General features: G+C 65.8%; 19 protein-coding genes and 2 riboswitches. Of the genes, 14 read left to right on the top strand and 5 right to left on the bottom strand.

Features of this window, described 5'->3' with window-relative positions:
- Nucleotides 1-2: 2 nt before the first annotated feature.
- Together QA640_RS28220 and cobJ are read left to right on the top strand one after the other, a co-directional pair.
- On the top strand, nucleotides 3-734 hold the full coding sequence (locus tag QA640_RS28220; RefSeq protein ID WP_283036144.1) for a precorrin-2 C(20)-methyltransferase: 732 nt from the start codon (nucleotides 3-5) through the stop codon (nucleotides 732-734).
- On the top strand, nucleotides 731-1,465 hold the full coding sequence (gene cobJ / locus QA640_RS28215) for a precorrin-3B C(17)-methyltransferase (protein WP_283036143.1): 735 nt from the start codon (nucleotides 731-733) through the stop codon (nucleotides 1,463-1,465). Before QA640_RS28220 ends, cobJ begins: the two co-directional genes overlap by 4 nt.
- Here the strand turns inward: cobJ and QA640_RS28210 are convergent.
- Entirely contained in the window at nucleotides 1,441-2,187 is a 747-nt protein-coding gene (locus QA640_RS28210; RefSeq protein WP_283036142.1) for a cobalt-precorrin-6A reductase, read from the bottom strand. The two genes, cobJ and QA640_RS28210, sit on opposite strands and share 25 nt — an antisense overlap.
- Between QA640_RS28210 and cbiE the strand changes: the two genes are divergently transcribed.
- The 8 genes from cbiE to cobT all read left to right on the top strand — a co-directional run bounded on the left by cbiE (nucleotide 2,186) and on the right by cobT (nucleotide 9,418).
- Nucleotides 2,186-3,367, top strand: a complete 1,182-nt coding sequence (gene cbiE, locus QA640_RS28205) for a precorrin-6y C5,15-methyltransferase (decarboxylating) subunit CbiE (protein ID WP_283036141.1) — start codon at nucleotides 2,186-2,188, stop codon at nucleotides 3,365-3,367. The two genes, QA640_RS28210 and cbiE, sit on opposite strands and share 2 nt — an antisense overlap.
- Nucleotides 3,364-3,732 (top strand): cobalamin biosynthesis protein, encoded by a 369-nt coding sequence (locus QA640_RS28200; RefSeq protein ID WP_283036140.1) that lies wholly within the window; start codon nucleotides 3,364-3,366, stop codon nucleotides 3,730-3,732. Before cbiE ends, QA640_RS28200 begins: the two co-directional genes overlap by 4 nt.
- The gene (gene cobM / locus QA640_RS28195; protein WP_283036139.1) at nucleotides 3,729-4,511 is read left to right on the top strand and encodes a precorrin-4 C(11)-methyltransferase; all 783 of its coding nucleotides are present in this window, start codon (nucleotides 3,729-3,731) and stop codon (nucleotides 4,509-4,511) included. The genes QA640_RS28200 and cobM overlap by 4 nt, the downstream gene beginning before the upstream one ends.
- The gene (locus QA640_RS28190) at nucleotides 4,511-5,821 is read left to right on the top strand and encodes a cobyrinate a,c-diamide synthase (protein ID WP_283036138.1); all 1,311 of its coding nucleotides are present in this window, start codon (nucleotides 4,511-4,513) and stop codon (nucleotides 5,819-5,821) included. The genes cobM and QA640_RS28190 overlap by 1 nt, the downstream gene beginning before the upstream one ends.
- The gene (gene cobA, locus QA640_RS28185; protein WP_283036137.1) at nucleotides 5,818-6,546 is read left to right on the top strand and encodes a uroporphyrinogen-III C-methyltransferase; all 729 of its coding nucleotides are present in this window, start codon (nucleotides 5,818-5,820) and stop codon (nucleotides 6,544-6,546) included. Before QA640_RS28190 ends, cobA begins: the two co-directional genes overlap by 4 nt.
- A gap of 48 nt (nucleotides 6,547-6,594) precedes the next feature.
- A riboswitch (cobalamin riboswitch) is annotated at nucleotides 6,595-6,815 on the top strand.
- 36 nt (nucleotides 6,816-6,851) lie between these two features.
- Complete coding sequence (locus tag QA640_RS28180) at nucleotides 6,852-7,529, top strand: energy-coupling factor ABC transporter permease (RefSeq protein WP_283036136.1); 678 nt, start codon at nucleotides 6,852-6,854, stop codon at nucleotides 7,527-7,529.
- A gap of 45 nt (nucleotides 7,530-7,574) precedes the next feature.
- Nucleotides 7,575-8,324, top strand: a complete 750-nt coding sequence (gene cobF / locus QA640_RS28175; RefSeq protein ID WP_283036135.1) for a precorrin-6A synthase (deacetylating) — start codon at nucleotides 7,575-7,577, stop codon at nucleotides 8,322-8,324.
- 35 nt (nucleotides 8,325-8,359) lie between these two features.
- Nucleotides 8,360-9,418 (top strand): nicotinate-nucleotide--dimethylbenzimidazole phosphoribosyltransferase, encoded by a 1,059-nt coding sequence (cobT, locus tag QA640_RS28170; RefSeq protein ID WP_283036134.1) that lies wholly within the window; start codon nucleotides 8,360-8,362, stop codon nucleotides 9,416-9,418.
- Nucleotides 9,419-9,539: 121 nt separating this feature from the next.
- Here cobT and QA640_RS28165 read toward each other — a convergent pair whose 3' ends face one another.
- Nucleotides 9,540-10,112: a histidine phosphatase family protein gene (locus QA640_RS28165; protein WP_283036133.1), complete on the bottom strand. Its 573-nt coding sequence runs from the start codon at nucleotides 10,110-10,112 to the stop codon at nucleotides 9,540-9,542.
- Nucleotides 10,113-10,188: 76 nt separating this feature from the next.
- Nucleotides 10,189-10,388: riboswitch (cobalamin riboswitch) on the top strand.
- Nucleotides 10,389-10,504: 116 nt separating this feature from the next.
- Here QA640_RS28165 and QA640_RS28160 point away from each other — a divergent pair.
- Nucleotides 10,505-12,859, top strand: a complete 2,355-nt coding sequence (locus QA640_RS28160) for a TonB-dependent receptor (protein ID WP_283036132.1) — start codon at nucleotides 10,505-10,507, stop codon at nucleotides 12,857-12,859.
- A gap of 11 nt (nucleotides 12,860-12,870) precedes the next feature.
- Nucleotides 12,871-14,304 carry a PepSY domain-containing protein gene (locus QA640_RS28155; protein WP_283036131.1) on the top strand — a complete coding sequence of 478 codons (1,434 nt, stop codon included), beginning with the start codon at nucleotides 12,871-12,873 and terminating at the stop codon, nucleotides 14,302-14,304.
- A 24-nt stretch (nucleotides 14,305-14,328) separates the two neighbouring features.
- Here QA640_RS28155 and QA640_RS28150 read toward each other — a convergent pair whose 3' ends face one another.
- Nucleotides 14,329-14,982, bottom strand: coding sequence for an alpha/beta hydrolase (locus QA640_RS28150; RefSeq protein ID WP_283036130.1), 654 nt, complete (start codon nucleotides 14,980-14,982; stop codon nucleotides 14,329-14,331).
- Nucleotides 14,982-15,920, bottom strand: a complete 939-nt coding sequence (locus tag QA640_RS28145) for a ring-cleaving dioxygenase (protein WP_283036129.1) — start codon at nucleotides 15,918-15,920, stop codon at nucleotides 14,982-14,984. The genes QA640_RS28150 and QA640_RS28145 overlap by 1 nt, the downstream gene beginning before the upstream one ends.
- A 129-nt stretch (nucleotides 15,921-16,049) precedes the next feature.
- Between QA640_RS28145 and QA640_RS28140 the strand changes: the two genes are divergently transcribed.
- A complete protein-coding gene (locus QA640_RS28140) occupies nucleotides 16,050-16,934 on the top strand; it encodes a LysR family transcriptional regulator (RefSeq protein ID WP_283036128.1) in 885 nt (294 codons plus the stop codon).
- Between the two features lie 404 nt (nucleotides 16,935-17,338).
- Nucleotides 17,339-17,998, top strand: coding sequence for a response regulator transcription factor (locus tag QA640_RS28135; RefSeq protein ID WP_283036127.1), 660 nt, complete (start codon nucleotides 17,339-17,341; stop codon nucleotides 17,996-17,998).
- A gap of 3 nt (nucleotides 17,999-18,001) precedes the next feature.
- Here the strand turns inward: QA640_RS28135 and QA640_RS28130 are convergent, their stop codons facing one another.
- Nucleotides 18,002-18,388, bottom strand: coding sequence for a response regulator (locus QA640_RS28130; protein WP_283036126.1), 387 nt, complete (start codon nucleotides 18,386-18,388; stop codon nucleotides 18,002-18,004).
- Nucleotides 18,389-18,457 lie beyond the last annotated feature (69 nt).

Raw genomic sequence — 18,457 nt, 5'->3', positions numbered from 1 at the left:
TGATGGGGCGTATCATCTGCTGCGGCCTTGGGCCTGGCGATCCCGACCTGATGAGCGTCCGCTCCGATCGCGAGGTGCGCGCGGCCAGGCATATTGCCTATTTTCGCAAGAAAGGCCGTCCGGGTCAGGCGCGGCGCATCGTCGAGGGCATGCTGGCGGCGGATGTGACCGAATATCCGATGGAATATCCGGTCACGACCGAGATCGCCTTCGACAGCCTGGAATACATGCGGCTGCTCGCCGGCTTCTACGACGAGTGGGCGGAGCGGCTGGCGCGTCTGGCACGCGCGGTCGACGTCGTCGTGCTCTGCGAGGGCGATCCTTACTTCTACGGCTCCTTCATGCATTTGCACGCACGATTGCAGGGGCGTGTCGAGATCGAGGTGATCGCCGGCATTCCGGGCATGGCCGGCTGCTGGAACGCGGTCGGTCAGCCGATTGCGCTCGGCGACGATGTGACGACGGTCCTGATGGGAACGCTCGCCGAGGACGAGCTCGAACGGCGTATGCGCAGCTCCGATGCGCTCGTCATCATGAAGACCGGGCGCAATTTGCAGAAGGTGCGCCGTGCGCTCGCCTCCGCCGGCAGGCTCGACGATGCCTGGCTGGTCGAGCGCGGCACGATGCCGAGCGAGCGCGTTGCGCGGCTCGCCGAGACGGACGAATCCGACTGTCCCTATTTTGCGATCGTGCTCGTGCACGGGCGGGGGCGCCGTATGGACGCGGGCCAATGACGGGAACGCTGACCATTGCCGGACTTGGGCCCGGCGACGATGCGCTGGTGACGCCGGAGGTCTCTGTCGCGCTTGCTGCTGCGACGGATGTGGTTGGCTATGCGCCCTATGTCGCGCGGGTTGCTCCCCGCGACGGGCTCACGCTGCATCCGTCGGACAATCGCGTCGAGTTGCAGCGTGCGAGCGAGGCGCTGCGGCTTGCGGCCGAAGGCCGGCAAGTCGTCGTGGTGTCCTCCGGCGACCCCGGTGTGTTTGCGATGGCCTCTGCGGTGTTCGAGGCGCTCGAAGGCGCGCCGCAATGGCAGAAGCTTCCGATCCGTGTGCTGCCCGGCGTGACCGCGATGCTGGCGGCGGCTGCGCGCGCAGGCGCGCCGCTCGGCCATGATTTCTGCGCGATCAACCTCTCCGACAATCTGAAACCGTGGGCGGCGATCGAGAAGCGCCTTCGGCTCGCAGCGGAGGCCGATTTCGCGATCGCGCTCTATAACCCGCGCTCGGCGAGCCGCCCGGAAGGCTTCGGCCGCGCGCTCGCGGTGTTGAGGGAAGCGGCTCGCGGTGACCGTCTGGTGATCTTCGCCCGCGCGATCAGTGCGCCGGACGAGCGGATCGAGACGGTGACGCTGGACGAGGCGAGGCCCGAGATGGCGGACATGCGCACGCTCGTCATCGTCGGCAATTCGCAGACGCGCCGCGTTGGTCGCTGGGTCTATGCGCCGAGGCAGGTCCGATGACCGAGCCAGGCCAGGACCTCGGCCACACTCTCCACACGCAGTCGCTCGGGCAGTTGCGGCCGCGCGATCATGATGACGGGCAGGCCGAGCGCGCGGCTCGCGTCGATCTTGGCGCGCGCGCCATCGCCGCCGGAATTGCGGGCGACGATCCATGCGATGCCGCGCGATCGCAGCGTGTCAACTTCGCCCTCGAACGTGAATGGACCGCGCGACACGATGACGTCTGCCTTGAACGGCAGCGCTCCTTCGGGCGGATCGACGAATCGCAGCGTGTAGGCATGCTGCGGCTTCTCCCCGAATGGGGCGATATGCTGCCGGCCGATCGCGAGGAAGACGCGCGACGGCGTCTCGGGCAGCGCCACAACGGCGGCTGCGAGATCCGGCACCTCGATCCAGCGATCACCGGGCACTCTGACCCATGGCGCGCGTTCGAGCGCGACCAGCGGCGTTTGGGTGTCCGCGCAGGCCGCGACCGCATTGCGGCTCATCTCCGCTGCAAAGGGATGGGTGGCGTCGATGACATGCGTGATGCCTTCTTGCCGGATATAATCCGCAAGTCCGCTGACGCCGCCAAAGCCACCGCTGCGGGTCGGCAGCGGCTGACCCGTGGGCGCGCGGGTGCGGCCGCCATAGGAATAGATCGCATCGACGCCGGCGCGCGCGATCTTCGCGGCGAGCAAATTCGCATCACTCGTTCCGCCCAGAATGAGCGCGCGCGTCATGGCTGATCCCTGGCTGACGATCATCGGTATCGGCGAAGATGGCCTTGCTGGCCTCTCCGAGGCAAGCCGAAAGGCGCTTGCCGGGGCCGAGACCGTGTTCGGCGGCGAGCGCCATCTTGCGCTCGCAGGCATAGCCGATCGCGGCCGCCCGTGGCCAGTGCCGTTCGATGCCGGCGTTGTGCTGAGCTGTCGCGGCCGACCCACCGCGGTGCTCGCCTCGGGCGATCCGTTCTGGCACGGCGCCGGCGCAAGCCTCGCCGAGCAGCTGGAAGCAGGTGAATGGATCGCGCATCCGGCGCCGTCGACGTTCTCGCTCGCCGCGGCGAGGCTGGGCTGGCGGCTGGAGAGTGTTGTCTGTCTCGGACTGCATGCCGCGCCGTTCGAACGCCTGGTGCCGCATCTCGCACCTAATGCGAGAATCGTCTGCCTCGTGCGCGACGGCAAGGCGGCCGGCGATCTCGCGAAGTGGCTGACGGCGCGAGGCTGGGGCGCCTCAGCACTGTGGACTCTCACCGCGCTCGGCGGCCCGCGCGAAAACGTCAGGGCGCATCGCGCAGACAGCTTCGCGGCGGAAGCTGGCGACATCCTGGTCGCCGTCGCGCTGGAGGCGAGGGGATCACAGGGCATTCCGCGCAGCTCGGGTCTTGCGGACGATCTCTTCGTGAATGACGGCCAGATCACCAAACGCCCGATGCGCGCGCTGGCCTTGTCCGCGCTGGCGCCACGTCCGGGTGAACGGCTCTGGGACATCGGCGCAGGCTCGGGCTCAATCTCGGTCGAATGGGCCTTGTGCCGCGGCGCGGCGATTGCGATCGAGGCGCGTGAGGATCGTGCCGTGAACATCCGCAGCAATGCCGCGGCTTTCGGACTGGCGCATCGGATCGCCGTGATCGTGGGAACTGCACCCGGCGCATTGGCGGGCCTGGAGACACCTGATGCCGTGTTCATCGGCGGCGGCTTCGACGCCGCGATGTTTGATGCCGTCTGGTCTCGCATTGTCCCGGGCACGCGGCTGGTGGCCCATGCCGTGACGCTGGAGACCGAAACTTTGCTGGTCGAGCTAAACCAGCGCCATGGCGGCGAATTGATGCGGGTCGAGATCGCGCATGCGGAGCCGCTTGGCCGCTATCGCTCCTGGGAGGCGGCGCGGCCGGTCGTGCAATGGAGCGTGGTGCGATGAAGGTCGCAGGGCTTGGCTTTAAGCACGACGCCACGCTCGCCGCACTGCGCGAGGCACTTCTCGCCGCCGGCGGTGTGGAAGGTCTCGCGGCTGTTGCAACCGTCAGCGACAAGGCGAACAGCGCAGCGCTGAAGTTGCTGGCGGGCGAATTGAACGTGCCGATCAAGGCGATTTCCGCCGACATGCTCGCCGGCATCGCGACTCCGACCCAGTCAAAACTCATCAAGGACAAGTTCGGCACGGGATCGGTGGCGGAAGCCGTCGCGCTCGCGGCTGCGGGCCGTGACGCGCGGCTGATTGCGACCCGCGTGGTCTCGCAGGACCGGACCGCGACCGCGGCGATAGCGGAAGGAGACGGCGAATGACCGTGCATTTCATTGGGGCAGGGCCGGGCGCCGCCGATCTCCTCACTCTGCGCGGGCGCGATCTGATCGCGGCCTCGCCGGTGTGCCTCTATGCGGGCTCGCTCGTGCCTGAGGGCGTGCTGGCGCACTGCCCGAAGGGCGCGCGGATCGTCAACACGGCGCCGCTGTCGCTCGACGAGATCGTCGTCGAGATCGCCAACGCGCATGCGGAAGGCAAGGATGTCGCGCGGCTACATTCGGGCGACCTCTCGATCTGGTCGGCGATGGGCGAGCAATTGCGCCGCCTGCGCGCGCTCGACATTCCCTTCACCGTTACGCCGGGCGTGCCGTCGTTCTCCGCTGCTGCCGCAGCGCTCGAGGCTGAACTGACTTTGCCGGGGCTTGCGCAATCGGTGGTGCTGACGCGCACGCCGGGGCGGGCGAGCGCAATGCCGGAGGGTGAGAAGCTTGCTGCGTTCGCCGCGACCGGAGCGGTGCTCGCGATCCATCTCTCGATCCATCTGCTCGACAAGGTCGTCGCCGAGCTGACGCCGCATTATGGCTCCGATTGTCCGGTCGCGATCGTCTGGCGCGCGAGCTGGCCCGACCAGCGCATCGTCCGCGCGACGCTCGCCACGCTTGATGCGGCCGTCGGTGCCGAGCTCGAACGCACCGCGCTCATCCTGGTCGGCAGGACTCTCGGCTCGGAGGAATTTTCCGAGAGCCGCCTTTACGCCGCCGACTACGATCGCCGCTACCGGCCGTTCGGTCCTGCGCCGCGCTTTCCGGAGGTGTCGTGATGGCGGCGGGGCTCGTCATCTCGGCGCCGGCCTCCGGCGTCGGCAAGACGACGCTGACGCTGGCGCTCGCCCGCGCCTATCGCGATCGCGGCCTCAAGGTGCAGTGCTTCAAAAGCGGCCCCGACTACATCGATCCGGCCTTTCATGCCGCGGCTACGGGGCGCGCCTCCGTCAACGTCGATAGCTGGGCGATGGATCGCACGACGATCGAACATCTCGTCAGCCGGGGTGCGACCGCAGATCTCGTGCTGGCGGAGGGCTCGATGGGCCTGTTCGACGGTGTCGCCGCGCGCGGCGTCTCGGGCACCGGCGCCACCGCAGACATCGCCGCGATGATGGGCTGGCCGGTGCTGCTCGTGATCGATCCGTCCGGCCAGGCCCAGACGGCCGCCGCGATTGCGACCGGCTTGCGGGATTTCCGTAGCGGCGTGCGCCTTGCCGGCGTCGTGCTCAACCGCGTCGCGAGCCCGCGGCATCAGGATCTCGTACGGCGGGCTTTGGCCGATGCAGGCATTGCCGTGTTCGGCGCGCTGCCGCGCCATGCCGAGATCAGCCTGCCGAAGCGGCATCTCGGCCTGGTCCAGGCGGAAGAGCAGGCGGAGATCGGCGGCCTGATCGCGGAGGCTGCGCGCTTCGTCAGCGAGCACGTCGATCTCGACGCCGTGCTGGGCGCAGCCTGTGCATGGCCGGCGCAACCTGCCCCGAACGGGCTCAACGTCAGGCCGCCGGGCCAGCGCATCGCGCTGGCGCGCGACGCCGCGTTTTCCTTCGTCTATCCGCATATGCTGGAGGCCTGGCATGCAGCCGGTGCGGAGATCCTGCCTTTCGCGCCGCTCGCCGACGAGGGACCAGATGCAACCGCCGACGTGTGCTGGCTGCCTGGCGGCTATCCGGAACTGCATGCCGGCCGGCTCGCGGCGAATACGCGCTTTCGCGAGCGCTTGGGCGCCTTTGCCGAGACGCGGCCGGTCCATGGCGAATGTGGCGGCTACATGGTGATGGGCGCCGCCTTGACCGATGCCGAGGGCGCGCGGCACGAGATGCTTGGCCTCTTGGGCCTTGAGACGAGCTTTGCCAAACGTCGCATGCATCTCGGCTACCGTCTTGCCGAGCTCGCCGCCCCGATGCCGGGACATCAGCCTGGCGTGCGCCTGCGCGGCCATGAATTCCACTATTCGACGATCATTGCGCAGCCCGATACGCCGCTCGCGGTCGTGCACGATGCGACCGGCGCGGTCGTTGCCGAGACCGGATCGCGCCGCGGGCGTGCAACGGGTACTTTCTTTCATCTGATTGCGGAGGACCGGTGAGCGGCTTCGTCTCCTTCGTCTCCGCCGGTCCCGGCGATCCCGAGCTTTTGACGCTCAAAGGCGCCGCGCGGCTGCGCGAGGCCGACGTGGTGCTCTATGACGATCTTGCATCCGGTGCGATCCTCGAGCTCGCCCGGCCCGGCGCCAATCTCGTGGCGGTCGGCAAACGCGCCGGAAGGCCCTCGACCAAGCAGCAGCACGTCAACCGCCTGCTGGTCGATTACGCGGCGACCGGCGCGCGCGTGGTGCGGCTGAAATCCGGCGATGCCGGAATCTTCGGCAGGCTGGAAGAGGAGATCGAAACGCTGCGGGTGGCCGGGATCGGCTACGAGATCGTGCCCGGCGTTACCTCGGCCTGCGTCGCGGCAGCGCAAGCCGGCATCCCCCTGACCCGTCGGAACACAGCGCGCCGGGTACAGTTCGTGACCGGAGCCGATGTGACCGGGCAGTTGCCGCAAAATCTGAACTGGGCGGCGCTGGCCGACCCCGATGCGACGACGGTCGTCTATATGGGCCGGCGCACGTTCCCGGATCTTGCCGCGAAGCTGATCGCGCAGGGGCTTGCTCCGGAGACGCCGGCGCTGTTTGCGGAATCACTTGGCCGCGCCGATGAGCGGCTCGTCCGCACCACGATCGCCAAGCTCGCCGAAGAGCTCGCGCAGGCCGTGCCCGCGGCCACAGCCGCCGTTATCCTGTTTGGCGCACTGGCGGGAGAATCGTCATGATGATGCCCGTTGCAGCCGTTCTGCCCTTGACGCCCGGCTTGCGAAAGAGGCACACAAGAGGGGCATGGTGCTCGATGCGGCGCAAAGCGCCGGAGCATAATCGGGAATGGGGGTGGGCGGACCCAGTTGCGGCGCCCCAAACCCCAGCCGCCCCCGCGACTGTAAGCGGTGAGGGGCTCCGATCCGCCACTGGGCCGCAAGGCTCGGGAAGGCCGGAGATCCCCTTCGATCCGCGAGCCAGGAGACCGGCCCTGCACGTTTGGACGCCAAGGCCGTCGGGTGTGACGGCAGGAAGGACTTGAACCATGCATATCGAACCGGGAATCGTGACGGGCGCCAAGCTCGTGTTGAGTTACGCAACCAGCATCGCCGCCGGCGGCGTTGCGCTGAAGCTCGCGGCCGAGACCGTGCGCGAGCAGGGCATCAGCTCGTTCGCTCTACGGTCGGCTGCAACGACCGCGCTGGTCTTCACCTTCTTCGAGATCCTGCCGCACTTCCCGGTCGGCGTCTCCGAGGTGCACTTCATCCTCGGCTCGACCTTGTTCCTGCTGTTCGGCGCGGCACCGGCGGCCTTTGGTCTCGCGCTCGGCCTCTTGCTGCAAGGCCTGTTCTTCGTGCCGACCGACCTACCGCAATATGGCATGAACGTCACCACGCTGCTGGTGCCGCTGTTCGCCATCCAAGCGCTCGCTACCCGCATCATTCCTCGCAACACCGCCTATGTCGACCTGCAGTATCGCCAGGCGCTGGCGCTCTCGACGGCGTATCAGTCCGGCATCATCGCCTGGGTTGCGTTCTGGGCGATCTATGGCGCGGGCTTTGGCGCTGCGAACCTTGCCAACATCGCAACCTTTGCCGCGTCCTATGCGCTGGTGATCGTGATCGAGCCGCTCGCCGATCTCGCGGTGCTGGCGCTGGCAAAGTCGCTGCGTGGCGTCACCGCGCCCGGTCTCGTCACCCCGCGCCTGCACGACGCAGCGTAGGGATGATTTGAAGGGCGGCCGTCATGGTCGCCCTTCACACTCGTGATGGTCACGCTTTCCCTGATAGGCATCGGTTGCGGCGATCCCGAGCAGCTCACGCTCGCAGCGATCCGTGCCATCAACGCGGCCGATCTCGTTTTGATCCCGCGCAAAGGAACGCAGAAGTCCGATCTTGCCGAACTACGGCGGACGATTTGCGCTGATTTGCTCACCAACAAGCAGACACGTATCGCGGAGTTCGACTTGCCGGTGCGTGACGCCGGCGAGGCTGATTACCGCAAGGGGGTCGATGACTGGCATGATGCGGTCGCCGCGACGTGGTCGCGGGCGATCTCGAGCCATCTCGGACATGATGGCCGCGTTGCGCTGCTGATCTGGGGCGACCCGTCGCTCTATGACTCGTCTTTGAGGATCGCGCGGCGGCTTGATCCTTTGCCCGCGATCGAGGTCATTCCTGGCATCACCTCGATCCAGGCGCTGTGCGCGGCGCATGCGCTGCCGCTGAACGATATCGGCGAGCCTTTCTTGGTGACGACAGGGCGGCGACTGCGCGAGGGCGGCTGGCCCGACCGCGTCGACACCGTGGTGGTGATGCTCGATGGCGGCACGGCGTTTCAGTCACTCGATCCGGAAGGGCTGCAGATCTGGTGGGGCGCCTATCTCGGCATGCCCGATCAGATCGTCATGTCGGGTGCATTGGCCGAGATCGGCCCACGCATCGTCGCGGTACGGCGCGAGGCGCGCGAACGGCACGGCTGGATCATGGACAGCTACATTCTCAAACGCAGTACGTGACACCAGCGCTGTCGCATGAACGGAGGCAGGACGACATGCTCCCCAATTGGGTCTACGAGAAATGCCCGGGTATCTCTGCCGCGCACCGCGAGGCGGCGATGGCGCGGCAGGCGCAACTGACCAAGCCGACAGGCGCGCTCGGCCGGCTCGAGCAGGTCGCGATCGATCTCGCGGGCCTGCAAGAGACGGAGCAGCCGCGCGCCGCGCGCGTGCCGATCATCGTCTTTGCCGGCGATCACGGCATCGTCGCCCAGGGCGTGTCCGCCTATCCCCAGGAAGTCACGATCGCGATGATGTCGAATTTCGCCGCGGGCGGCGCTGCGATCGCGGTCCTCGCGCGTGAATTGGGCTCAAGTCTCGAGGTCGTCGATGCCGGCTCGCTGGCGCAGTCGCCGGTGCCGGGGATCGTCGCGGACAAGCCGCGCTGCGGCACGCGCGATTTCAGTGTGGAGGCTGCGCTGGAACCGGCGGAGCTGGCTTTTGCGTTCGACTGTGGACGGCGTGCAGTCGCACGTGCGGCGGTCGAACAACCTGATCTTCTGATTCTCGGCGAGATGGGCATCGGCAACACCACGACCTCGGCGGCGATCGCGGCGAGCCTGCTCGGCGTGAGCGCCGACGAAATCGCAGGCAGCGGCACCGGTGTCGATGCTGCGGGTCGCGCGCGCAAGGCGCGCGTGATCGACGAAGCGCTCGCCCGGCATGGCCTGACGAAAGCCGGCACATCGCCCGAGCAAACGCTCCGCACGGTCGGCGGCCTCGAAATCGCTGCGATCTGCGGGGCGATCATCGCGGCTGCGCAGCGGCGCATTCCGACCTTGATCGACGGCTTCATCGTGTCGGTCGCCGCGCTGGCGGCCGCGCGCCTCAATCCGTCATGTCAGCCGTTCCTGCTGCCGTCGCATCAGTCGGCGGAGCAGGGCCATCGTCTTGTGCTTCGCGCCCTCAACGTTCAGCCGCTGGTCAGCCTCGATCTCAGGCTCGGAGAGGGATCGGGCGCGGCGATCGCGCTGCCGCTGGTGCGGCTCGCCTGCGCCCTGCACAATGGCATGGCGACGTTTGCGCAGGCCAATGTTCCGGATCGCCCGGCCTAAAACGCGATGAGATTGGATGAATCGTCATCGCGTTTCAGGTTGTTGTTTGCGCATGATCTCCGCGCAAACGCTCCGCGTTTATCGCGAGGGGAAACCGCTTCACAGCTTCATGCTTTGCAACTCAAGCGATCGTCTGATTGACTGAGACGACGCGCCAGCCATTCGCCAGCCGGTCGACGCGGGTGAGGGAGAGCGGATCAATCGCAAAGCGCAAGGCCGCCTGTGGTGCGAGGTCGAGCGCGACGCACAGCGCAGCGCGGATGGTGCCGGAATGGACGACGAGGATCGCTGATCCTCCTTCGATACGATGAAGGCCTTCACGGGTTCTGGCGATTTGATCTTCAAAGCTTTCGCCGCCCGGGGGCTTGGAGCCCGCCGGATCGGCCCAGAATTCGGCGTAGGCGTCTCCACCCGCGGCGGCGAGATCATCGTGACGCCGCCCGGTCCATTCGCCAAAATCCTGCTCGCTGAAGGCGGGCACGAGGATCGGATCAAGCCCGAGCGCGCGCGCGGTGCCGACGGTCCGTCGGGCCGGGCTCGCGTAGCTCGCCGCGCGTCGCGGCAAATGCCGCCGCAGCGCGTCCAATCGCATCCGGTCGCTGAGATCGGCCGGTGCATCTGCGGCGTGGATCGTCCCCGAGACGCCGTCGACGACCGCATGCCTGACCAGCCAGAGGAAGGCGTCCCCTTCCATTCAACATCTCCAAAGACGTTTGCACCGCTGCGACAAAAACGCCGCACCACTTCACATTGACTCCGTCCCGGACTTAATCCTAGATGCTCGTGACGGTTTCCCCATCCGGGGATGAAAAGGGAATGCGGTGCGGGGATTTTCCCAATGCCGCAGCTGCCCCCGCAACTGTAAGCGGAGAATCCTTCGTCACAAGCCACTGGGCTCTCGGTCCCGGGAAGGCGGCGAAGAGGTCACGACCCGCGAGCCAGGAGACCTGCCGTCAGCCGTGGTCACACGCGAATATGTCGGTCGGGGAGTACAGACATTTGGCTTTGCTTGAGGCGCAAGCGCGCTGAGGGTTGAGACTTGGTTCGCTGTGACGTGCCACTGACGTCATACCGAGGTCCGAAACCATGTCTTCCGCCCGTGCTGGCTGCCCGCGCGAATTTTTGCTCGCGTCCAGCATCCTTACGTCATTTGTCTTCGTCGATATCCCCGCAGCCTTGGCGCAAGCGGCTCGCGAACAATTGCCGCCTATCGAGGTCACCCCGCAGGTCGATCAGAACCGCAAGCCGGCTAGCATCCGTGATGGACGGGGGGCCCGCCGTGCGGCACCGAAGAGAGCAGCAGCGGTCGCGACGGCACAGAAGCCGGTCGCGCAAATCGCGGGCCAGACGCCGCTCAACAGCAATGCGGTAGCCGCAAGCGCCTCGCGCCTGGGGCTGACCGCGCGTGAGGTGCCCGCGACTGTCGAGGTGATCTCGGCCGAAACGATCCGCGAGCAGGGTTATCGGACCGTTTCGGACGTGGCCCAAGGCGCGGTCGGCGTGACCGCCGGTGGCAATCCGGCGGAGCCCTCGGCCTTCTCGATGCGCGGCTTCATCAACAGCCAGATCAATACCCTCTACAACGGCATCAAGATTGGTCCGCAGAACATGACGTCGCGCATCATGGACACGGCCAATCTTGAGGCCGTGGAGTTCCTGAAGGGCCCAGCCTCGCTGATGTCGGGCGAGGGGGCCGCCGGCGGCTCGATCAATTTAGTGACCAAGCAGCCGCACACCGGGCCGGTCCAGAACGAGGCATTATTTTCGTACGACTCGCTGAACTCGATCCGCAGCTATTACGGCTCCGGCGGCAGCACCGATGTGCAGGGCCTCGACTACCGGTTCGACGTCAGCCGCTCCTCGCTCAACGGCTTCGCCGATGACGCCAGCACCAAGACGCTCGACGTGTCGAGCCAGCTCAACTACCGCGTCTCGGATAGTCTCAAGCTCTGGGGTGCGATCGAATACCGGGAAGACCGCTCCAAGGCCTATTGGGGCGTGCCGCTGGTGCCGATCGCCTATAGCGGGTCGCACGCGACGATCGGCATCGTCTCCGGCAGCTACGTCTCGAACTACAATGGGTCGAATCTTGGCCCCGTCACGATCGACGACCGCACCTTCAACACCAACTACAATGTGCTCGATAATCGCAATGTGGCGCAGGAGGTGTGGCTGCGCGGCGGCTTCGAGCTCAAGCTCGCGCCCGGCCTGACCCTGAAGAGCCAGGCCTATGGCTATGGCGCGGAACGCAGTTGGTTCAACAACGAGGTCGAGGCGTTCAACGCCAATTCGAACCTGGTCGATCGCGAGCGCTTCTATGTGGTGCACAGCCAGCGTCTCGCCGGCAACATCACCGATCTGACCTGGGATGCGACTGTTGCAGGTTTCGACAATCGCCTGGTGACGACCTTCGCCGCGAGCGATCTCGATTTCGTCCGGCCGGGCGCGGCCAATTTCCCGCACGATCTCGTCACGCTTGTCGATCCTGCGCGCGGTTATTACGGCCTGCTGACGACGCAGCAGCAGACGGCGCGGATCGACAACGAGGCGCTGTCGTTCGAGGACAGGCTGAAGATCGCGCGAAACGTCGCGCTGATCGGCGGGCTTCGCGTCGAGCATATCGGGCTCGACCGCAATTCGACTGACGTGAATGGCGTGGAGAAGCCAAACTTCCCCTTCTCGAAATCCTGGGCGCCGGTGACCGGCCGCATCGGCTACACCTGGGAAGCCGTGCCGGGCCTGACCCTTTATAGCCAGTACGCGACCGGCGCCGATGTCTCGGCCAACAACATCTTCCTGCTCGCGCCCACCCAACCGCTCGACCTGACGACCTCGCGCACCTACGAGACCGGCGTCAAGCACCTTTTCTGGGACAACCGGGCAGAGTGGTCGTTCTCGGCCTATGACATCCTGCGCAAGAACGTCTACGCGGCCGCCGGGGGCATGCAGCTCAACATCGCCGGGCGGCAGGAGTCCAAGGGCGTGGAGCTCGCTGGTGCCGTGCGCGTGACGGACGCCATCCGGTTGTGGGGCAATATCGCCTACGTCGATGCGCGCTATGCCGACTACAACTTCGCCGGCGGTTCGTTCTCCGGCAATACGCCGCCGAACGTGCCGCGCATCGTCGCCAATGCCGGCGCATCCTACCGGTTGTTCACGCCCTGGCCGGTGGAGCTCGGTGTCGTCGGACGTCACGTCGGCGATCGCTACAATACCGATGCGAACACCGTGACTCTGAACGCCTACACGATCGCGGACGTCTACGCCTTCGTCGATGTCCCGAAGTCGGTGTTCTCCGCCGTCGAGCAGACGCGCCTGACGTTCCGCGTGCGCAACATCACCGACAAGCGCTATGCGATCTGGGGCGATCCGTTCTATCCCGATCAGGTCCTGCTGGGCGCTCCGCGCACCTACGAAATCTCCGCCGCATTCAAATGGTGAGGCGCTATAGCATGATGGGCGCGATGATCCTGCTGCACCGCTGGCTCGGGATTGCGTTCTGCCTCCTGTTTGCGATGTGGTTCGCAAGCGGGATCGTGATGCACTTCGTTCCGTTTCCCTCGCTCGGCGAGGCCGAACGTTTTGCAGGTCTCGCGTCGTTGGCACCAGCACGTGAGGCGATCGGTCCGTCGGACGCCGTCGCGGCGAGCGGACTATCCGACGCCGCGCGCGTGCGGCTGATCCGGCGGAGCGACGGTCCCGTCTACGTCGTCGTGGGGCCTTCGCGGTCGCGTGCGATCCGTACAACGGATGGTACTGACGCCGCCGTGACATCGCCTGAGGTTGCACTTGCCATCGCGACCGATCATGCGCGCCGGCGCGGGTTTGATGTTGCCCGCGCGTCAGTCGTTATGCTTGCCGAGCACGATCAATGGAGCGTGCCGAACGGCTTCGATCGGCATCGGCCGCTGTTCCGCGTGGGACTCGCCGACGCTGATGGGACGGAGCTCTACGTGTCGTCGGTCACAGGCGAGATCGTCCTGGATACGACGCGGCGCGAGCGCGGGTGGAATCTCGTCGGTAGCGTCGTGCATTGGATCTATCCGACGGTGCTGAGGCGCAACTGGTCGCTGTGGGACGGGGTGGTCTGGAGCCTCTCGCTGCTCGCATCGATCGCAGCCGTGCTTGGCGCGGCGCTGGGCATCGTGCGGATCAGGGTTCGCAAAGGACGAATGCGCTCGCCCTATCGCCACTGGCATGCCCTGCATCACGTCCTCGGATTGCTGGCGACGACTTTTGTCGTGACCTGGATCTTCAGCGGCTGGCTATCCATGGACCATGGACGCCTGTTCTCGCGCGGACAGTTGACGCAGGCCGAGGCGGACGTCGCCGCTGCCGTGCCTGACTGGCGCACGCTGGCAGCGGTGAACTGGCCGCCGATCGCGCCGTCCGCTCGCGAGGTCGAATGGTTCGCCTTCAATGGGAGATCCTATCGACGCGATCGCGTCGGTCTCGACCAGCAGATCCTGTTCAGGGCAGGGGACGTCGCATCGGATGACCCGTCGGCATTTCTGAGCCCAAGCGATATCGCCGGATTGACGGAGCGCCTTGGGACCGGGTGCGGTCTTCCATCGCTCGTTCATGCAGACGATGACTACCCGGCATCATCTGCGGTACCGAGTGGTCCCGTCTATCGCACGAGATGCGGCGACGTCTGGTTCGACGTCGACGGGTCGAACGGGGTGGTGCTGCAACGACTGGATCGGTCGCGCCGCGCCTATCGCTGGCTGTACAGCGCGCTCCATACGCTGGATTTTCCGATCCTGATGGAGCATCCGTACGTGCGCCGCGCCTCGATCGTCGGCCTGTGTGCACTAGGCTTATTGTTCTCGCTCACCGGCATCGTCATCGGCTGGCGCCGACTGCGGATGACAATCGGCGCCTAGTCGCATTTTGCCTCGCGCTCAGCCTCAGGCATCCGCGGTCTGATTGCGATGCGAGTCTCCAGTCAACGCCTGCTCCGCCAGCCACTCGCGCGCCAGATTGACGTCAAGTTGGGAGAGTTGATGGCCAACCGGCAAGACGCGGCCCTCCACTCGCGCGCCCGATGCGGCGAGCGTCTTGGCAAGGCCCTCGACATTGCCGGGCGGAACGATCGGATCATGCTGGCCGGAGAGCAGCAGCACCGACTTGGCCGCAAGGTCGGCCTGCGGAGGCTTTGCCAAGGGCGCCATCGCGCGCAGCAGCACGGCGCCGCCCAAGGCTTGCGGCCGAAGCAGCAGCATGGCAGCCGCGATGTTGGCGCCATTGGAATAGCCGAGCGCCACTGGTGCTGAGATCCCGTACTCCTTGCGCGCGGCATCGATGAAGTCGGCGAGCTCATGCGCGCGGCGCACCACGTCGGCCTCGTCGAACACGCCCTCGGCAAGACGCCGGAAGAAGCGCGGCGCGCCGCCTTCCAGCACCTGGCCACGCACCGACAGCAGCGCGCGGTCGGGGGCGACCATGCGGCCGAGCGGGATCAGGTCGTTCTCGTCGCCGCCGGTGCCGTGCAGGAGCAGCAGCGGCGCGAGATCGCGCCGCGTGCCCTTCTCGAAGCGGTGGATGAAAGACAGCTTGCTCATCACGCGGCCTCTGCATCGTCCAGCGGGGCCAGCACGCCTTCGATGTCCTTGCGGTGCGGCTCCAGGAAGGACGGCAGCTTCAACGCCTCGCCCAGCGTTGCGAGCGGCTCGTCCACGGCAAAGCCGGGAGTGTCGGTCGCGATCTCGAACAGGATGCCGCCGGGCTCGCGGAAGTAGATCGAGCGGAAATAGTTGCGGTCCTTCTGCTCGGTCGGCTGCATGCCGTGCTCGCTCACGAGCTTACGCGCCATCGCCGCTTCGGTCGCATCGTCGGCGGCACGGAACGCGATATGGTGCACGGAGCCGCGACCCATGCGTCCGGGCAGGAAGCCCTTGGCCTCGTAGATGTCGACGACGCCGCCGACTGCGTTCGGCGAACGGTAGCGGCTGATCGAACCTTCGCGGCCGGCGGCCTCGAAGCCGAGCACATCCGTCAGGATGGCGCCCGTCCTGCCGGCATCATCGAGCAGCAGCGTCACGCCGTGAAAGCCGCGGATCGCATGCTCGGCCGGGACGTCATTATTGCTCCAGGCGGGCTCATTCTCGGCACCGGGCACTCCGACCAAAGCGAGGCTCATGCCGTCGGGATCGGTGAAGGACAGCACGCTCTCGCCAAAGCGCTTCTCCAGCGCCTCGTGGGCAACACCCTTCTCGATGAAGCGATGAGTCCAGTAGCCGATCGAGCGCGCCGGCACGCGGAAGGCGGTCTGCTGGGTCTGGCCGACGCCGCCCCGGCCCGGTGCCGCGTGCTCCCAGGGGAAGAAGGTGAGGATGGTGCCGGGCGTGCCGCTCTCGTCGCCATAATAGAGGTGATAGGTGCCGGGATCGTCGAAATTCACGGTCTTCTTGACCAGCCGCAGGCCTAGGAGCTCCCTGTAGAACTTCAAATTCCTCAGCGGGTTACCGGAGATTGCGGTGACGTGATGAAGGCCGGCCATGATTGTCTCCATTGCATATGAGCCTGTGGGCTCGTCATGCCGGAATATCGTTCTGCCCAATTCTAAAGACAATCTGGCCTTTCATGGCATCACTGTCTATGAATTGGAGACAATTGGACGGGTGCTGAAATGGACAAGCTGGCAAGCCTGCGGGCCTTCGCGAAGGTGGTCGAGCTCGGCAGCTTTTCCGAAGCGGGCCGGGCGCTGCGGCTGTCGCGGTCCGCGGTCAGCAAATATGTCGGTGAGCTCGAGGACGAACTCGGCGTGCAGCTGTTGAATCGCACCACGCGCCGCGTCAGCCCGACCGAAAACGGCCAGGCCTATTTCGAGCGCGTGCTCGGCATCATCGGCGAGCTCGAGGCGGCGGATCAGGCCGTCACCCAATCGCAGGCGGCACCGCGCGGATTGCTGCGGGTCAATGCGCCGATGTCGTTCGGCACGCTGCGGCTCGGGCCGGCGATCGCCGAGTTCATGCAGCGCTATCCCGAGCTTCGGATCCAGCTCGTGCTGAGCGACGAGAATGTCGATCCGCTCCAGGACGGTCTCGATGTCACGTTGCGCATTGCCGATCTGGAATCCTCGAGTCTGATCGCGCGCAAGATCGTGCCGATCGCCCGTGTGATCTGCGCCTCACCGGATTACTTCCAGGGGCATGGCGTGCCGTCGCACCCCAACGATTTGCGTGATCACAACTGCCTCACTTACGGATTCCTCTCCACCGGCAACCAGTGGAAGCTGTCGGGCAAGAACGGCGACCACTGGATCCAGCCGGCCTGGACGCTCTGCGTCAACAATGCCGAAGTACTGCGCGATGCCGCGGTGGCTGGGCGGGGAATCGCCTTGCTTCCTGTCTTCATCGGCGAGGATGCATTGCAGACGGGGCGGCTGCGGACCTGTCTCGATGACTATCATGCGCCGCCGCTGGCGCTATACGCGCTCTATCCGCCGACACGCCATCTCGCACTCAAGGTGCGTCTGTTCATCGATTTTCTGGTGGAACGGTTCGAGAGCTGATACGCCGGACGGGTTTCGATGCAACGCAGCAGGTGATGGCTCGTAGCAGAGCGGCGGCCGTGCGCTAACGTTTGCTTAACGAGTGTTGACGTTCTCCCGCTCGGCACCTCCAAAGGGGCGCCCCTTGAGGCGGGCTACACGCCGGCGAGCAGGACGATCGCGGCCATCAGCATCGTAACGCCGAGCGCCGGGAAGACGAGTGATATGGTTTCGTTGCTCATGCCACTAACTTACTGAATTCGTTTCGCTTCGCCAGCTATACGAAGGCATAGCCGAGCGTACTGAATGGTTCGTCTACTCACCGGAAGATCGGGGATGGATGGCCACCCGGTCTGATCGAGCGCTTCCCTCGTCTTGGGGTGCCCGCTACACTCCACGGTCGAAGCACGTGTCAGGGTGCGCTCGTGGCGGAGCCTGAGGACAAAGATCAACCCGCGACAGTGGTCGTGATCGACGACGATCCGAGCATAAGGCAATCGCTTGGCAATCTGTTGCGGTCGGCGGGATTCCGGGTCAGCCTGATGGGTTCGGTCAGCGAGTTTCTGGATGCGGGGCGGCCGGAAGGACCGACCTGCCTGGTGCTCGATGTACGTCTCCCGGGACAGAGTGGACTCGAACTGCAGCGCGAACTCGGCAGCGGCAAGCGGCAGTTGCCGATCATTTTCATCACCGGCCATGCCGACATCCCGATGTCCGTTCAGGCGATGAAGGGCGGCGCAATCGAATTCCTGACAAAGCCATTTCGCGAGCAGGACCTGCTCGATGCGATCCAGCTTGGCCTCGCCCGCGACCGGGCATGGCTCGAACAGGAGAAGATCGCCGCCGAGCTCAAGGCCCGCTTCGAAACGTTGACGCCGCGGGAGCGCGAAGTCATGACGCTGGTGGTGAGCGGCCGGCTGAACAAGCAGATCGCAGCGGACCTCGGCCTCAGCGAGATCACCGTCAAGGTTCATCGCGGCCAGGTGATGCGAAAGATGCATGCGAAGTCGCTGCCCGAACTGTCGCGCATGGCCGACCGGGTTTTTCTCGCACTGGGAAAATCGAACGGCGGCAAGGTGGCCTGACGGTCACCGGCCTGCTCGAGCCAGGGCGTTACGAATGGCGCCCAGCAGCTCGTCTTCGTTGAACGGTTTGGTGAGCAGGCAATGCACGCCACTCTGCTGTGCGCGAGCCCGCACATTGTCGCTGGGGTAGGCGGTTATGACGACGGTGGGGATCGAATTTCCCCGGCCGCGCAGGGTCTGGTGCAGATCAAGTCCGCTCATGTTCGGCATATTGGCGTCGACGACCAAGCAACTAACCTGATCCATCTTCGCGGAGCGCAGAAAATCCTCCGCAGATGCAAAGACCTCTGCAGGAACACCAACGGAGCGCAGCAGCCCGCCAACTGCGGTACGAACCGAGTTGTCGTCGTCTACGATCGCGACGAGTCGTCCTGCATGTTGCACTTGCACGATCCGTAATCCCGAAAACGGGCAATCGCACGACAATGATGATCCCGTCGACGAGAGCTTAGGTCCAAC

The sequence above is a fragment of the Bradyrhizobium sp. CB82 genome (genome assembly GCF_029714405.1).
In the GTDB taxonomy this organism is placed as follows: domain Bacteria; phylum Pseudomonadota; class Alphaproteobacteria; order Rhizobiales; family Xanthobacteraceae; genus Bradyrhizobium.
Note: the sequence above shows the minus strand (reverse complement) of the source record. Positions and strands in the feature narration are given on the sequence as shown.

Bases quoted from the DNA above. Each gene is read 5' to 3' on its own strand.
- QA640_RS28165 (WP_283036133.1), bottom strand. From the start codon at position 10,112: ATGGAAGGGGACGCCTTCCTCTGGCTGGTCAGGCATGCGGTCGTCGAC.
- QA640_RS28180 (WP_283036136.1), top strand. From the start codon at position 6,852: ATGCATATCGAACCGGGAATCGTGACGGGCGCCAAGCTCGTGTTGAGT.
- QA640_RS28145 (WP_283036129.1), bottom strand. From the start codon at position 15,920: ATGGCCGGCCTTCATCACGTCACCGCAATCTCCGGTAACCCGCTGAGG.
- QA640_RS28200 (WP_283036140.1), top strand. From the start codon at position 3,364: ATGAAGGTCGCAGGGCTTGGCTTTAAGCACGACGCCACGCTCGCCGCA.
- QA640_RS28140 (WP_283036128.1), top strand. From the start codon at position 16,050: ATGGACAAGCTGGCAAGCCTGCGGGCCTTCGCGAAGGTGGTCGAGCTC.
- cbiE (WP_283036141.1), top strand. From the start codon at position 2,186: ATGGCTGATCCCTGGCTGACGATCATCGGTATCGGCGAAGATGGCCTT.
- QA640_RS28190 (WP_283036138.1), top strand. From the start codon at position 4,511: ATGGCGGCGGGGCTCGTCATCTCGGCGCCGGCCTCCGGCGTCGGCAAG.
- cobT (WP_283036134.1), top strand. From the start codon at position 8,360: ATGCTCCCCAATTGGGTCTACGAGAAATGCCCGGGTATCTCTGCCGCG.
- QA640_RS28210 (WP_283036142.1), bottom strand. From the start codon at position 2,187: ATGACGCGCGCGCTCATTCTGGGCGGAACGAGTGATGCGAATTTGCTC.
- cobJ (WP_283036143.1), top strand. From the start codon at position 731: ATGACGGGAACGCTGACCATTGCCGGACTTGGGCCCGGCGACGATGCG.
- cobM (WP_283036139.1), top strand. From the start codon at position 3,729: ATGACCGTGCATTTCATTGGGGCAGGGCCGGGCGCCGCCGATCTCCTC.
- QA640_RS28160 (WP_283036132.1), top strand. From the start codon at position 10,505: ATGTCTTCCGCCCGTGCTGGCTGCCCGCGCGAATTTTTGCTCGCGTCC.
- QA640_RS28150 (WP_283036130.1), bottom strand. From the start codon at position 14,982: ATGAGCAAGCTGTCTTTCATCCACCGCTTCGAGAAGGGCACGCGGCGC.
- cobF (WP_283036135.1), top strand. From the start codon at position 7,575: ATGGTCACGCTTTCCCTGATAGGCATCGGTTGCGGCGATCCCGAGCAG.
- QA640_RS28220 (WP_283036144.1), top strand. From the start codon at position 3: ATGGGGCGTATCATCTGCTGCGGCCTTGGGCCTGGCGATCCCGACCTG.
- QA640_RS28155 (WP_283036131.1), top strand. From the start codon at position 12,871: ATGATGGGCGCGATGATCCTGCTGCACCGCTGGCTCGGGATTGCGTTC.